Source organism: Streptomyces sp. NPDC015032 (assembly GCF_043080425.1).
Taxonomy (GTDB): Bacteria; Actinomycetota; Actinomycetes; order Streptomycetales; family Streptomycetaceae; genus Streptomyces.
Genome location: NZ_JBIBVN010000001.1, coordinates 393,938 through 407,294, shown reverse-complemented (window position 1 = coordinate 407,294; position 13,357 = coordinate 393,938). Strand labels below are relative to the sequence as shown.

The following is a 13,357-nucleotide window of genomic DNA, read 5'->3' as shown; positions in this document are numbered from 1 at the left end:
GCCTACGGGGCACTCCGTTGACCCGGCAGGGCCGGGCGTCCGGCGGCGTACGCGTCGGGGCCCGGTTTCCCGTGCTCCGGCTGCCCCGCCCCGACCGTCACCGATGTGACGACGGACGGACCCGGCGGGGCGGCCGCGGCCGTGGCCCGCCGGCCCGCCGAGGAGCCCTGGGCGGGCACGACCGGGTCGATCCCCGGGGTGAGGCCCTCCACGCCACCGCTCTGCGGACGACGGGCCCGGTAGGCGGCCCGGTACGCGGCGGGGGAGGAGCCCAGCTGACGCCGGAAGTGTCCGCGCAGCGCGACCGGCGAGCGGAAGCCGCAGCGGCCCGCGACCTCGTCGACCGAGTACTCGGACGTCTCCAGCAGCCGCTGTGCCTGCAGCACCCGCTGGGTGATCAGCCACTGGAGCGGCGCGCTGCCGGTGAGCGAGCGGAACCTGCGGTCGAAGGTCCGCCTGCTCATGTAGGCGCGCGCGGCCAGCGTCTCCACGTCGAACTGCTCGTGGAGATGCTCCAGTGCCCAGGCCACGACCTCGGCGAGCGGGTCGGAGCCGATCTCCTCGGGTAAAGATCTGTCGAGGTAGCGCTCCTGACCGCCACTGCGCCGCGACGGCACGACGAGCCGGCGGGCCAGTGCCCCGGCGGCCTCCGTGCCGTGGTCCGTGCGGACTATGTGCAGGCAGAGATCGATCCCGGCCGCCGTGCCCGCGGAGGTGAGCACGTCGCCGTCGTCGACGAAGAGCTCCCGCGGATCGACGTGGACCGACGGATAGCGCTTGGCCAGCGTCGGTGCGTACATCCAGTGCGTGGTCGCCGGACGGCTGTCCAGCAGACCTGCCGCGGCGAGCACGAACGCCCCGGTGCACAGCCCGACGATGCGGGCCCCTTCCTCATGGGCGCGGCGCAGCGCGTCCAGCGCCTCCGCGGGCGGCGGCGAGGTGATCGAACGCCAGGCGGGCACCACGACGGTGCCGGCCCTGCTGATCGCCTCCAGCCCGTAGGGCGTGGTGAATTCGAGTCCCCCGGTGGTCCGCAGCGGTCCCTCTTCCCCGCCGCAGACGAGGAGTCGGTACCGCGGAACTCCCGCGTCCTGTCGGTCGATTCCGAACACGGAGAGCGGGATCGAGCTCTCGAAGATGGGGCCGCCGCTGAACAGCAGTACGGCGACGACTTCTCGTCGTCGTCGTCCACTGAGCTTCCGTACAGCCTCCGTTGCGGCGGCGGAGTCCTGGCTCATGACGCTAAGCCCCCCTCGGTGTTCGCGTCTCCCTGGTCCTTACGGGCCTGTCGCTCCTGCACTTTTCCCCTCGGTCCTGCACGAGACCCCCGTCTTCGATACCCAAGATCGAATCTACTGTGTCCCGCGATGCCCGCGTGACAAGTTCACCAACCGGCGTTATGTCGACAAGGCAACTTGGCGGGAAGCTTTCGATCACGAAGGGTTTCACTCGGCGGCCGTGCAGGGAAGTGCGCCTCGCCTTGATGGCCCGTCCCCGTCGGGTGGAAGCGTACCGCGCGGTCTCTTCCTGCCTGGTGGCAAGGGGGTTGATCGGCCATTTCGGCAAGGAAGTGACAGGGGTGTGAAGTTGGCTGAAAATAGATGGTTGTGCGTACGTGATTCAGTCAGTGAACCGGCGCACAACCCCGATGAACCGATGCTTCTTTACGCCCCCTTAGCAGGTCGGGCGGCCGATCGTGCGGACCGGTGCGGCGGCGTCGGCGGCAGCCGGATCCCGACCGGTGGGCCGGTATCGGTCCGTCGGCCGGGCGGAGGGTCGTGGACGGGGCGGACGGGCCGGGGCGGATGCGGCGTGACTCCCGGGGAGCGGATCGCCGCGCCGGCGATCGGCGAGAGGGTGGCGGCCGATCCGGAGCGAGGGGTTCCGCGACGGCTCCCCGGGGGGTCCGCGGGGGTTCCGCGACGGTCTGCGGCGGGGCGCGGGCGGCTACGGAGGCGGTCGGTCCGGTTGCGCAGAGGAGTTGCCTCGCCCCTTCGGCGTCGATGTACGGCACAACCGGCATTGCCATACGGGTCCGCCTCGGGCATGCTCCGTGAAACGTCGCGCGCGCTTTGCGCGGGTCTGGGCAGTGGAGGAGTGGCGCCGTACCCTTGGGGGTAAGGGGTTGGGAAGATGATTCCCGGACACCGCAACACCGCCCGCTGACGCAGCTTCCCCACGTCGCTCTCCTCACGAGGACTCTCTTCGCCGAGACACCGATGGCCGGTCACGAAATCCCCGAACCCGCCGACCGCAAGCAGGTAGCCGACCCCATGTCGGGCCCGCAGGCGGCCGAAGAAACGCGTCATTCCTGCGATCCCGCCTTCCGGCATGGTGTCGTCGTCGGCTTCGACGGTTCGACATCCAGTGAGCGTGCCCTCGCGTACGCCATCGGGATGGCCCGAAGATCGGGTTCCGGCCTGATCATCGTCCACGTCGCCAATCGGCTGCCGACCACCGTCTGGGCAGGCTGCGAGCCGCCCGTCTTCGTCGATGTGCCCGACCATCGCACCGAGGTGCTCGGCCTGGAGCTCGCCTGCGCGGACTACCTCTCCGAGATTCCCTGGGTGCTCGTCGAGCGCGGCGGGGACATCTGTCACGAGCTGGAGGAGGTCGGCCGGGAGTACTCGGCCGACGCCATCGTCGTCGGTTCCACGCATGGCATCGTCGGACGCATCTTCGGCTCGGTGGCGGGGCGCCTCGCGCGCCGCGCGCAGCGCCCGGTCGTCGTCATTCCCTGAGCGGCCCCCGTCCCGGCCGTCCCTGCCGTCACCCCTGTCGCCGAGGTGCACCCTCGCGGTCGACGTGGCGTCAACTCGCCTGTGGAAACGGGCAATCCGTTGATGCGCGGAGGGGGAATGTGCGCTTACGAAGGGTGCATAAGGGGCATCAGTGAGCAAGTTCACCGCAGATGAAGGGGGCCGGCCGTGGACGACGACGTCTCCGCGGGAGGTGCCGGTACCTCTGTCCGCGGTCATCTCGCCCCGGGAATCGCCCTGTTGGCGTTCGATATCGGTCACGCCGGGGGTGTGGGCGGTGTGACGGCGGCCGACACGGTCCCGCTCGCGCCCCATGCCCGCGGTATTGCCCCGAGGGTCGCCGGACCCCTGGAGTTCCGTGCCGGCGGCGGCTTCACCGGCACGGCGTTCGCCGGACCGCACGCGAGCGGCCCCGCACCCGCGGTGGCGGTGGGTGCGGGGCCGCTCGTGTGGACCGGGCGCCTACTCGACGGTGACGGACTTCGCCAGGTTGCGGGGCTTGTCGATGTCGCGGCCCATGGCCAGGGCCGTGTGATACGCGAAGAGCTGGAGCGGGATGCCCATCAGGATCGGGTCCAGCTCGTTCTCGTTCTTCGGCACGACGATGGTGTGGTCGGCCTTCTCCTGCACCTGGTGGGCGACAGCGAGGATGCGGCCGCTGCGGGCCTTGATCTCCTCCATCGCGGCGCGGTTCTTCTCCAGCAGATCGTCGTCCGGCACGATCGCGACCGTCGGCATCGCGGGCTCGATCAGCGCCAGCGGTCCGTGCTTCAACTCGGAGGCGGGGTACGCCTCCGCGTGGATGTACGAGACCTCCTTGAGCTTCAGCGAGGCCTCCCGGGCGACGGGATAGCCGCGGACCCGGCCGATGAACATCATCGACTTGGCGTCCGCGTACTCCGCGGCCATCTTCTTGATCTCGTCCTCGTTCGCCAGGATCTCGCTGATCTGGGCGGGCAGCCTGCGCAGCCCCTCGATGATCCGCTTGCCGTCGGCGACCGACAGATCCCGGATCCGGCCCAGGTGCAGGGCGAGCAGCGCGAACGCCACCACCGTGTTGGTGAAGCACTTGGTGGAGACGACGCAGACCTCGGGGCCGGCGTGGACGTACGTACCGCCATCAGCCTCGCGGGCGATCGCCGAACCCACCACGTTGACGACACCGAGCACCCGGGCGCCCTTGCGCTTGAGCTCCTGGACGGCGGCCAGCACGTCGTACGTCTCACCGGACTGGGAGACCGCGACATACAGGGTGTCCGGGTCGACGACCGGGTTGCGGTAGCGGAACTCGGAGGCGGGCTCGGCGTCCGCGGGGATACGGGCCAGCTCCTCGATCAGCTGCGCGCCGATCTGGCCCGCGTGGTACGAGGTGCCGCAGCCCAGGATCTTGATCCGGCGGACCCCGCGCGCCTCGCGGGCGTCCAGATTGAGACCGCCCAGGTGCACGGTGGCGAACCGGTCGTCGATCCGGCCGCGCAGCACCCGGTCGACGGCGTCGGCCTGCTCGGAGATCTCCTTGTGCATGTACGTGTCGTGGCCGCCCATGTCGTACGACTCGGCCTCCCACTCCACGGTGGTCGGCGTGGCCGTCGTGGACGAGCCCTCCGTCGTGTACGTACGGAAGTCGTCGGCCTTGAGGGTGGCCATCTCGCCGTCGTCGAGCGTGACGACCTGGCGGGTGTGGGCGACCAGCGCGGCGACGTCGGAGGCGACGAACATCTCCTTCTCGCCGATGCCGAGGACGACCGGGGAGCCGTTGCGGGCGACCACGATGCGGTCGTTGAAGTCGGCGTGCAGGACGGCGATGCCGTACGTGCCCTCGACCGAGCGCAGCGCCTCGCGGACCTTCTCCTCCAGGGCCCCCGCCTGGGCGCGGGCGATCAGGTGGACCAGCACCTCGGTGTCGGTCTCGGAGAGGAATTCGACACCGTCGGCGACGAGCTTCGCACGGAGCTCGGAGGCGTTGTCGATGATGCCGTTGTGGACGACGGCGACCTTGTTCTCGGCGTCCAGATGCGGGTGCGCGTTCTCGTCGCTCGGGGCGCCGTGGGTGGCCCAGCGGGTGTGGGCGATACCGGTGGTGCCGGTGAAACGCTTGGGAACGCGGGCCTCCAGCTCGCGGACCCGGCCCTTCGCCTTGACCATCTTCAGGGCGGCGGGCTTCCCGGCCGACGCCTTGCCGGTGATGACGATGCCGGCGGAGTCGTAACCCCGGTACTCCAGCCGCTGCAGCCCTTCCAGCAGCAGCGGAGCCACATCACGCTTCCCGATATATCCGACGATTCCGCACATAGAGTCTCTGCCCCTCCATCGACGTACCTGTAGTGCCCGTTGCTCAGCCGTAGACGATGCGTCGCAGCTGGCGGAGCGACAGCTCCGGCGGCGCGACCGCCCGGTGCGGCAGCTCGGCCGCGATCCGTTCGAAGATCTCCGCGTTCACCAGGCCGCCGGACTGCAGTTCGCGGTGGCGGCGGCGGACGAAGTCGTCGGTCGTCTCGTCGAAGTACGCCAGCACGTCGAGGATCACCCGGGTGGCTTCACCGCGCTGGAGCGCGGTGCTGCGCACCAGGTGGTCGATGAGGTCGTCATGTGACGGGCGGCGTTCGAGCACTCGTCGATATTGCGGTGAACGGGGCGCTTACGCAACAATTCTGCCCGATATCGGGCAGGCTGGAGTGTGATGACGCTCTCGGTCGGCCCGTCAGCGGCCCACCAGGGATGACGGGGCAGCCCTCAGAGACGCTTCAGGACGGCCTGTTTGGCGGTGGTGAACTCCTCGTCGGTGAGAATCCCCGCCTGCCGCAGCTCGCCCAGCTCCCGCAGCCGACGCAGCAGCACGTCGTGATCATCGGCGGGCGGCGGTGTGATCTCCGCGGGCCGGGCGTCCGCGGCCCCCGTGATGGCTTCAGCCGCAGCCCGCGCCTTCGCTGTGACCGGCAGCCGGACCAGCACCGCCGCCGCCACCAGTACCGCCGTGTACTCCTTCTTGGACAGCCCCCACAGATCCAGCGCGTACGGGTCGAACTCCGGCGCCGGTGCCGGAACCGACGCCCGCCCCTCGCCCCGTACGAAGCGCAGGTGCCCGTTCTCCATGCCGATGGAGGGCAGCCAGTGCACCCCGGTCACCTCCGAGAGCGGGAAGGCGACCGGGCCGCCCGAGCTCTTGGCCTCCTCGGCCGTCCAGTTCCAGGTGAGGCGGATGGTCTCCCCGTCGAACGAGGCCGTGCCGTCCCCGCCGCCCCCGGCGACCGGCACCGCGGGCCCGGGCAGCAGGAAGCCGTCCACCGGACCGGCGGGCACCTGTTCGATCAGCAGGGTGTTGCGCACCTCCTCGGCGAAGTACTCCGCCACGCCACCGCGGTCCTTCTCCACGGCCAGCTGGTACGGATCCGCGGCGTCCTTGAGCCGGCCGTCCGCGGCACGCAGGACCGGGCAGGCGCCGTCGCGCAGCCGCAGTCGCAGCCGGCCGCCCCGGCGGTCCGGTTCGAAGGCGATGCCCGCCAGCGCCCGCAGGGGCACGGCGCGCTCGCCCAGCTCCTGCCGGAGGGGATGGATGCCCTTGCCCCTCCCCGGCACGATCCGCACCGTCTCGCCGTCGAAGGTCCACGTTCCGTCGCGCTGAGTTATTTCCGTCATGAGACAGATTCTCGCAGCCGCAGAACGGGGAAGTGGTCCACGCCTTGACCATGTGTGAGACAGGCGATACGCATGGTGAAGGTTCGGTCAGGAGATCCACAGGTGTGAACCCGTCGAAAGGGACCCGGCTTGTGAGACTGCACAGGACACAGCACACCGCCCTTCCCCGTCTTCTCGGCTCGCTGCTGCTCGTCACGGCGGCCGGTGTCTCCGGTGTCGGCGCGGCGCAGGAAGGCCATGCGGCGAGCCGCAGCCCGGCCGCCGCCCCCTCACCCCGTCCGCTCGGGCAGATACTGCCCGCCCCCGCCGAGACGAAGCCCGGCGGCTCCCCGTACGCCATCACCGCGGACACCAGGATCCGCGTCGAGGGCGACTCCCGCGAGGCCCGGCAGGTCGGCGACTACCTGGCGGGCGTGCTGCGCCCGTCCACCGGGTACGCCCTGCCGGTCACCGGCCGCGGCGGCGACGGCATCCGGCTCCGGCTCGACCCGCACGACAGCGGGCCGGGCACCGAGGGCTACACCCTGAAGTCGGGCCCCGGCTCCGTCACCATCACCGCGCGCGCCCCGGCGGGGCTCTTCCACGGCGTCCAGACACTGCGCCAGCTGCTCCCGGCCCACGTGGAGAGGAACAGCCCCCAGAAGGGCCCCTGGAAAGTCGCGGGCGGCACGGTGAAGGACGCACCCCGCTACGCCTACCGGAGCGCGATGCTGGACGTCTCCCGGCACTTCTTCTCCGTCACGGAGGTCAAGCGCTACATCGACCAGCTCGCCCTCTACAAGATGAACAAGCTCCACCTGCACCTCTCCGACGACCAGGGCTGGCGGATCGCCATCGACTCCTGGCCGCGCCTGGCCACGTACGGCGGGCAGACGGAGGTCGGCGGGGGAGCCGGCGGCTTCTACACGAAGAGCGACTACCAGGAGATCGTCCGGTACGCCTCCTCCCGCTATCTGGAGGTCGTGCCGGAGATCGACCTGCCCGGCCACACCAACGCGGCGCTCGCCTCGTACGCGGAGCTGAACTGCGACGGCGTCGCGCCGCCGCTCTACACCGGCACGAGCGTCGGTTTCAGCTCGCTGTGCGTCCCGAAGGCGATCACCTACGACTTCGTGGACGACGTGGTCCGGGAGCTGGCCGCGCTCACCCCCGGCCGCTATCTCCACATCGGCGGCGACGAGGCGCACTCCACCAGCCACGACGACTACGTGACCTTCATGAACAAGGCGCAGGCCGTCGTCGGCACGTACGGCAAGACCGTGATCGGCTGGCACCAGCTGACCGGGGCCACGCCGGTGAAGGGCGCGGTCGCCCAGTACTGGGGTTACGACCGGACGGGTGCGGCCGAGCGCAAGCAGGTGGCGGACGCCGCCGTGAACGGCACGAAGCTGGTGCTGTCCCCGGCCGACCGGAGCTACCTCGACATGAAGTACGACAAGGACACGAAGCTGGGGCTGGCCTGGGCCGGCTACGTCTCCGTCCAGCGCTCCTACGACTGGGACCCGGCGACCTACCTGGACGGCGCCCCGGAGGGCTCGGTCCTCGGCGTCGAGGCGCCGCTCTGGTCGGAGACGCTGACCGACAGCGACGAGATCGAGCAGATGGCCTTCCCGAGGCTGCCGGGGGTGGCGGAGCTGGGCTGGTCCCCCGCGTCCACGCACGACTGGGACACGTACAAGGTGCGGCTCGGTGCGCAGGGGCCGAGGCTCTCCGCGCTCGGCATCAACTACTACCGCGCGCCGCAGGTCCCCTGGGCCGCGGAGTGAGGTGAGCGGGCCCGCCCGGCGGCCGTCGTACGTGCCGTCGGCCGCCGGACGGGTTCTACGGGGTACCTCCGGGCCGCTCACCGGACGAGGACCCCGCCGCCTCTCGGCTCGGGCCGGCAGACCTCGGCCCCGGCCATGTCGCTGCCGTCCTCGGGGCCGTCGAGGATGCGCGGCGTCCCGTCCTCCTCGTACACGGACACACGCACCGGAAGCGTCATGCCCCGAACTCTCCCCGGCAGCCGTCGAGCCCCTCGACCGTCACCTCGACGTCCCGGTACTCCTCCCAGCGGGCCCGGTCCAGCCGCAGCCGCTGCAGAGTGACGGGGGCACCCCGTACCGCGGCAACCTCCAGCCCGTCCGGCAGGTATCCGAGCCGCCGCGAAACACCCAGCGAGCGCGGGTTGTCGGTCATCGCGGCCGAGACCGCGGTCCGCGCCCCGAGTCCGGCGAAGGCGAGATGCAGGGCGGCGGCCCGCATCTCGGTGCCGATGCCCCGCCCCTGATGGGCGAGGCCCAGCCACGAGCCGGTGCTCACCTCGCCTGTGATGGCGAACTCCTTGCCCATCACGTCCTGCCGCCCGACCACCTCGCCCTCGTGCAGCACGACGAGGCTCAGCGTCCAGTCCCGCACGGACCAGTCGGCGACGGTGGCCAGCACATGCTGGAACACGGCCCTGCCGCGCCCGGCGGGCGGCACGTCGGTCCAGGGGACCGCGAACGGCATGCTGTCCGGCGCGTGCACCCCGCCGGCGGCCACCGAGGCGAGACCGTCCAGCAACTCCAGGTCGGGCAGGCGCAGTTCCAGTCGGGGCGTGCGGAGGCGGAGCCCGTACAGGGGCCAGTGGTGCGGCTTCATGTACGGACTCTGCCTCGCGGGTCCCTGCGCCGTCGAACGAATTGGGCGGCACCGACGGATACGGGCAACGGGCCCCGCCGGGCCCCGGCGGAGCCCCGTCCGTACGTGTCAGGCCGGCAGGCCCAACTCCCGTGCGATCAGCATCCGCTGGACCTCGCTCGTGCCCTCGCCGATCTCCAGGATCTTGGAGTCGCGCCACATCCTGGCCACCGGGTACTCGTTCATGAAGCCGTAGCCGCCGTGGATCTGGGTCGCCTCGCGGGCGTTGTCGACCGCGACCGTCGAGGAATACAGCTTGGCGATCGCCGCCTCCTTCTTGAAGGGTTCGCCCGCCACCAGGCGCGACGCCGCGTCGCGCCAGCCGGTACGGGCCATGTGGGCGCGCATCTCCATGTCCGCGAGCTTGAACTGGATGGCCTGGTTCGCACCGATCGGCCTGCCGAAGGCGTGGCGCTCCTTGGCGTACTTCACCGACTCGTCGACGCAGCCCTGCGCCAGGCCCGTGGCCAGGGCGGCGATGGCGATCCGGCCCTCGTCGAGGATGCGCAGGAACTGGGCGTAGCCGCGGCCCTCCTCGCCCAGCAGGTTCCCCAGCGGGACACGGACGTCGGTGAAGGACAGCTCGCGGGTGTCCGAGGCGTTCCAGCCGACCTTGGAGTACGGGGCGGCGGCCGTGAAGCCGGGGGTGCCGGACGGCACGATGATGCAGGAGATCAGCGGGGCGCCGTTCGCCTTGCGGCCGGTCACCGCCGTGACCGTGACCAGTTCGGTGATGTCCGTACCGGAGTTGGTGATGAAGCACTTGGAGCCGTTGATCACCCACTCGCCCGTCGCCTCGTCGCGCACCGCCGTCGTGCGGGTGCCGCCCGCGTCCGAACCGGCGTCCGGCTCGGTCAGCCCGAACGCGCCGAGCGCCTCGCCCGAGCAGAGCCTCGGCAGCCACTGCCGCTTCTGCTCCTCCGTGCCGTAGTGGTACACGGGCATCGCCCCCAGCGAGACCCCGGCCTCCAGGGTGATCGCCACGGACGAGTCGACCCGGGCCAGCTCCTCCAGGGCGATCCCGAGGGCGAGGTAGTCGCCGCCCATGCCGCCGTACTCCTCGGGGAACGGCAGCCCGAACAGGCCCATCCGTCCCATCTCCCGCACGATCTCGTACGGAAACTCATGGCGCTCGTAGAAGTCGCCGATCTTCGGGGCGATCACATCGTGCGCGAACTCCTCGACGGTGCGACGCAGTTCCTCGTGCTCGGCGGTCAGCCGGTGGTCCAGGGACATGGCAGGTGTCACTCCTTGTGGGACGGTGTCTATCGCACCGAGAGCGCGCGGACGGTACGGGACGGGCTGGGGCGGCCCAGTTGTTCGGCGAGCCACACGCTGGTGGCGGTGAGCGCGTCGAGGTCGACCCCGGTTTCGATGCCGAGGCCGTCGAGCATCCACACGAGGTCTTCGGTGGCGAGGTTTCCGGTCGCGCTCTTCGCGTACGGGCAGCCGCCGAGGCCGCCCGCCGAGGCGTCCACGGTGGTCACCCCGTGCTGGAGCGCGGCGAGGGTGTTGGACAGGGCCTGGCCGTAGGTGTCGTGGAAGTGCACGCCGATGGTGTCGGTGCGCACGCCCTCCTCGTTCAGCTCGGAGAGCAGGTCCTGCACATGGCCGGGGGTGGCGACGCCGATGGTGTCGCCGAGGGAGAGCTCGTCGCAGCCGAGGTCCATCAGCGCCTTGGCCACCCGAACGACCTGGTGGACGGGGACCGGCCCCTCCCACGGGTCGCCGAAGCACATCGACAGATAGCCCCGGACGTGCACCTTGCCGGCCTTCGCCCGGGCGACGACCGGCTCGAACATGGCGAGCGACTCGTCGACGGTGCGGTTGAGATTGCGGGCGGCGAACGTCTCGGTCGCCGAGCCGAACACGGCGATGCGCCGCGCACCGAGCGCCAGGGCCCGGTCCAGGCCGCGTTCGTTCGGTACGAGCACGGGCAGGGCGACCTCCCCGATGTCGGCGAGCCGGGGGAACAGGTCCTCCGCGTCGGCGAGTTGGGGCACCCACTTGGGGTGCACGAAACTGGTCGCCTCGATGGTGGACAGACCCGAGGCGGCCAGGCGGTGGATGAACTCCGCCTTCACCTCGGTCGGTACGACGGCCTTCTCGTTCTGCAGCCCGTCGCGGGCGCCGACCTCGTGGATGCGCACCCGCGGGGGCAGATCCTGGGCCGGTACGGTCATGGGCAGGGTACGGGGTGTCACGCGTCCTCCCCGGGGGCGTCGACGGGGGCCACCATGGCCAGGATCTGGTCCATGGCGACCGTGGCGCCGGCGGTGACGTCCAGCGAGGTCACGGTCCCGGCGTGCGGGGCGGAGATGACGTGTTCCATCTTCATCGCCTCGACGACGAGCAGGCTCTGCCCGGCCACGACCTCGTCCCCGACCGCCACCTTCACGACGGTGACGGTGCCGGGCATGGGCGCGGCGAGGGTGTCCGCCCCGGACCGGGCGGCGCCGGCCAGCGACGCCTCCACGGGGTCGTGATCCTGTACGTGCCAGGCGTCGCCGTCACGGCCCAGCCAGGTCCCTTCCGGGGACGCCGCATGGGTGAACGTGTGCGTGACACCGGCCAGTTCGAGGGTGAGGCGGTGCGCGGACAGCTCGACCGGTCCGGCCGTCTCCCTGCCGCCGGGCATCGGGGCCAGCGGGCCGCAGGGGCCCGTCGCGGGCTCCGGCGGCCGTGCGCTCTCCCCGACATGGCCGAACGTCAGCTCGGTGCCCGTCGGGCAGGAGCGCAGCGATACCTCCACGGGGTCATGGCCCGGCAGCCGGAAGTGACGCACCGTACGGGCCGGGGTGCCGCCCAGGCGCCAGCCGCTCGCCACCGAGAACGGGTCTGTCCAGCCGGAGCCGTCCACGGGGGAGGCGCTCGCCGGGGACGACTGCCGCAGCAGCGCCGCCGCCGCGTACACCTCCTCCGGCACTCCCTCCGGCACCAGCCCGGCCACCTCGCGCTCCACCAGGCCGGTGTCCAGATCGCCCGCGACCACCGCCGGGTGGGCGAGCAGCCGGCGCAGGAAGCCGGCGTTCGTCGGGACGCCGAGGATGACCGTGTCCGCGAGCGCCGCGCGCAGCCCGCGCAGGGCGGCGGCGCGGTCGGGGCCGTACGCGATGACCTTCGACAGCATCGGGTCGTACAGGCTGCCGACCTCGCCGCCCGCGGCGAGCCCGGAGTCCGTCCGTACGCCGTTGCCCTGCGGTTCGTGCAGCGCGAGCACCGTGCCTCCGGACGGCAGGAAGCCGCGGGACGGGTCCTCGGCGCAGATCCGGGCCTCGATCGCATGGCCGGTGAGCCGGATGTCCCGCTGTCCGTACGGGAGCCGCTCGCCCGCCGCGACCCTCAGCTGCCACTCCACCAGGTCCAGGCCGGTGATCAGCTCGGTGACCGGGTGCTCGACCTGGAGGCGGGTGTTCATCTCCATGAAGTAGTACGAGGCGGGGTCGTTGCCCGGGACGATGAACTCCACCGTGCCCGCGCCCACGTAGCCGCAGGAGCGGGCCGCCTGGACGGCCGCCTCGCCCATCGCCGCCCGGGTCTCCTCGTCGAGCAGGACGGACGGCGCCTCCTCGATGATCTTCTGGTGGCGGCGCTGGAGCGAGCACTCGCGCTCACCGAGGTGGACCACGTTGCCGTGGGTGTCCGCGAGCACCTGGATCTCGATGTGCCGGGGCCGGTCGATCCACCGCTCCACCAGCAGCGTGTCATCGCCGAACGAGGCTCTCGCCTCGCGCCGGGCGGCCGCGATCTCGTCCGCGAGCAGCGTCTCGTCGCGCACCAGCCGCATGCCCTTGCCGCCGCCGCCCGCCGAGGGCTTCAGCAGCACCGGCGTCCCGATCTCCCGGGCCGCGTCGTCCAGTTGGGCATCGGTGAGCCCGCTGCCCGAGGAGCCGGGAACCACCGGGACCCCGGCTGCCGCGACCGTCTCCTTGGCCCGGATCTTGTCGCCCATCAGCGAGATGGCGTCGGCGGAGGGGCCGATGAAGACCAGCCCCGCCTCCGCGCACGCCCGCGCGAAACCCGCGTTCTCGGCGAGGAACCCGTACCCGGGGTGGACGGCCTGCGCGCCGGTGCGACGGGCCGCGTCCAGCAGGGCGGGCACGCTCAGATAACTCATCGAGGCGGGCGCGGGCCCGATCCGTACGGCCGTGTCGGCCTCCCGGACATGCCGGGCGTCCGCGTCCGCGTCGCTGAACACGGCGACCGAGCGGACGCCGAGCTCGCGCAGTGTACGGATGACACGTACCGCGATCTCGCCGCGGTTGGCGACAAGAACGGTGTCGAACATCGTCATCTGTTCC

Annotated in this window: 11 protein-coding genes; 2 read left to right on the top strand and 9 right to left on the bottom strand. The window is 71.3% G+C overall.

Annotation, left to right across the window (positions count from 1 at the left end; translation table 11 throughout):
* Positions 1-2: 2 nt before the first annotated feature.
* Positions 3-1,238, bottom strand: a complete 1,236-nt coding sequence (locus tag ACF08M_RS01735) for a helix-turn-helix domain-containing protein (RefSeq protein WP_392183248.1) — start codon at positions 1,236-1,238, stop codon at positions 3-5.
* Positions 1,239-2,219: 981 nt separating this feature from the next.
* Here ACF08M_RS01735 and ACF08M_RS01730 point away from each other — a divergent pair.
* Entirely contained in the window at positions 2,220-2,741 is a 522-nt protein-coding gene (locus ACF08M_RS01730) for a universal stress protein (protein WP_327367562.1), read from the top strand.
* Positions 2,742-3,221: 480 nt separating this feature from the next.
* Here ACF08M_RS01730 and glmS read toward each other — a convergent pair whose 3' ends face one another.
* From glmS to ACF08M_RS01715, 3 genes are all read right to left on the bottom strand, one after another.
* The gene (glmS, locus tag ACF08M_RS01725; protein WP_392183247.1) at positions 3,222-5,051 is read right to left on the bottom strand and encodes a glutamine--fructose-6-phosphate transaminase (isomerizing); all 1,830 of its coding nucleotides are present in this window, start codon (positions 5,049-5,051) and stop codon (positions 3,222-3,224) included.
* Between the two features lie 43 nt (positions 5,052-5,094).
* Positions 5,095-5,370 carry a hypothetical protein gene (locus tag ACF08M_RS01720; protein ID WP_383206943.1) on the bottom strand — a complete coding sequence of 92 codons (276 nt, stop codon included), beginning with the start codon at positions 5,368-5,370 and terminating at the stop codon, positions 5,095-5,097.
* A 122-nt stretch (positions 5,371-5,492) separates the two neighbouring features.
* Positions 5,493-6,395 (bottom strand): DUF4429 domain-containing protein, encoded by a 903-nt coding sequence (locus ACF08M_RS01715; RefSeq protein WP_392183246.1) that lies wholly within the window; start codon positions 6,393-6,395, stop codon positions 5,493-5,495.
* Positions 6,396-6,445: 50 nt separating this feature from the next.
* Between ACF08M_RS01715 and ACF08M_RS01710 the strand changes: the two genes are divergently transcribed.
* Positions 6,446-8,161 carry a beta-N-acetylhexosaminidase gene (locus ACF08M_RS01710; protein ID WP_392183245.1) on the top strand — a complete coding sequence of 572 codons (1,716 nt, stop codon included), beginning with the start codon at positions 6,446-6,448 and terminating at the stop codon, positions 8,159-8,161.
* A gap of 77 nt (positions 8,162-8,238) precedes the next feature.
* Here the strand turns inward: ACF08M_RS01710 and ACF08M_RS01705 are convergent, their stop codons facing one another.
* The 5 genes from ACF08M_RS01705 to ACF08M_RS01685 form a co-directional block, all read right to left on the bottom strand.
* Entirely contained in the window at positions 8,239-8,379 is a 141-nt protein-coding gene (locus tag ACF08M_RS01705) for a hypothetical protein (RefSeq protein WP_392183244.1), read from the bottom strand.
* Positions 8,376-9,017: a GNAT family N-acetyltransferase gene (locus ACF08M_RS01700; RefSeq protein ID WP_392183243.1), complete on the bottom strand. Its 642-nt coding sequence runs from the start codon at positions 9,015-9,017 to the stop codon at positions 8,376-8,378. Before ACF08M_RS01700 ends, ACF08M_RS01705 begins: the two co-directional genes overlap by 4 nt.
* A 108-nt stretch (positions 9,018-9,125) precedes the next feature.
* On the bottom strand, positions 9,126-10,292 hold the full coding sequence (locus ACF08M_RS01695) for an acyl-CoA dehydrogenase family protein (RefSeq protein WP_392183242.1): 1,167 nt from the start codon (positions 10,290-10,292) through the stop codon (positions 9,126-9,128).
* A 29-nt stretch (positions 10,293-10,321) separates the two neighbouring features.
* Positions 10,322-11,239: a hydroxymethylglutaryl-CoA lyase gene (locus ACF08M_RS01690; protein WP_392183439.1), complete on the bottom strand. Its 918-nt coding sequence runs from the start codon at positions 11,237-11,239 to the stop codon at positions 10,322-10,324.
* Positions 11,240-11,256: 17 nt separating this feature from the next.
* The gene (locus ACF08M_RS01685; RefSeq protein ID WP_392183241.1) at positions 11,257-13,350 is read right to left on the bottom strand and encodes an acetyl-CoA carboxylase biotin carboxylase subunit; all 2,094 of its coding nucleotides are present in this window, start codon (positions 13,348-13,350) and stop codon (positions 11,257-11,259) included.
* Positions 13,351-13,357 lie beyond the last annotated feature (7 nt).

What these genes read in the sequence shown, in the direction of transcription:
- ACF08M_RS01705 (WP_392183244.1), bottom strand. Translation starts at nt 8,379, where the DNA reads ATGACGCTTCCGGTGCGTGTGTCCGTGTACGAGGAGGACGGGACGCCG.
- ACF08M_RS01690 (WP_392183439.1), bottom strand. Translation starts at nt 11,239, where the DNA reads ATGACCGTACCGGCCCAGGATCTGCCCCCGCGGGTGCGCATCCACGAG.
- ACF08M_RS01700 (WP_392183243.1), bottom strand. Translation starts at nt 9,017, where the DNA reads ATGAAGCCGCACCACTGGCCCCTGTACGGGCTCCGCCTCCGCACGCCC.
- ACF08M_RS01710 (WP_392183245.1), top strand. Translation starts at nt 6,446, where the DNA reads ATGTGTGAGACAGGCGATACGCATGGTGAAGGTTCGGTCAGGAGATCC.
- ACF08M_RS01735 (WP_392183248.1), bottom strand. Translation starts at nt 1,238, where the DNA reads ATGAGCCAGGACTCCGCCGCCGCAACGGAGGCTGTACGGAAGCTCAGT.
- ACF08M_RS01695 (WP_392183242.1), bottom strand. Translation starts at nt 10,292, where the DNA reads ATGTCCCTGGACCACCGGCTGACCGCCGAGCACGAGGAACTGCGTCGC.
- glmS (WP_392183247.1), bottom strand. Translation starts at nt 5,051, where the DNA reads ATGTGCGGAATCGTCGGATATATCGGGAAGCGTGATGTGGCTCCGCTG.
- ACF08M_RS01685 (WP_392183241.1), bottom strand. Translation starts at nt 13,350, where the DNA reads ATGACGATGTTCGACACCGTTCTTGTCGCCAACCGCGGCGAGATCGCG.
- ACF08M_RS01715 (WP_392183246.1), bottom strand. Translation starts at nt 6,395, where the DNA reads ATGACGGAAATAACTCAGCGCGACGGAACGTGGACCTTCGACGGCGAG.
- ACF08M_RS01730 (WP_327367562.1), top strand. Translation starts at nt 2,220, where the DNA reads ATGGCCGGTCACGAAATCCCCGAACCCGCCGACCGCAAGCAGGTAGCC.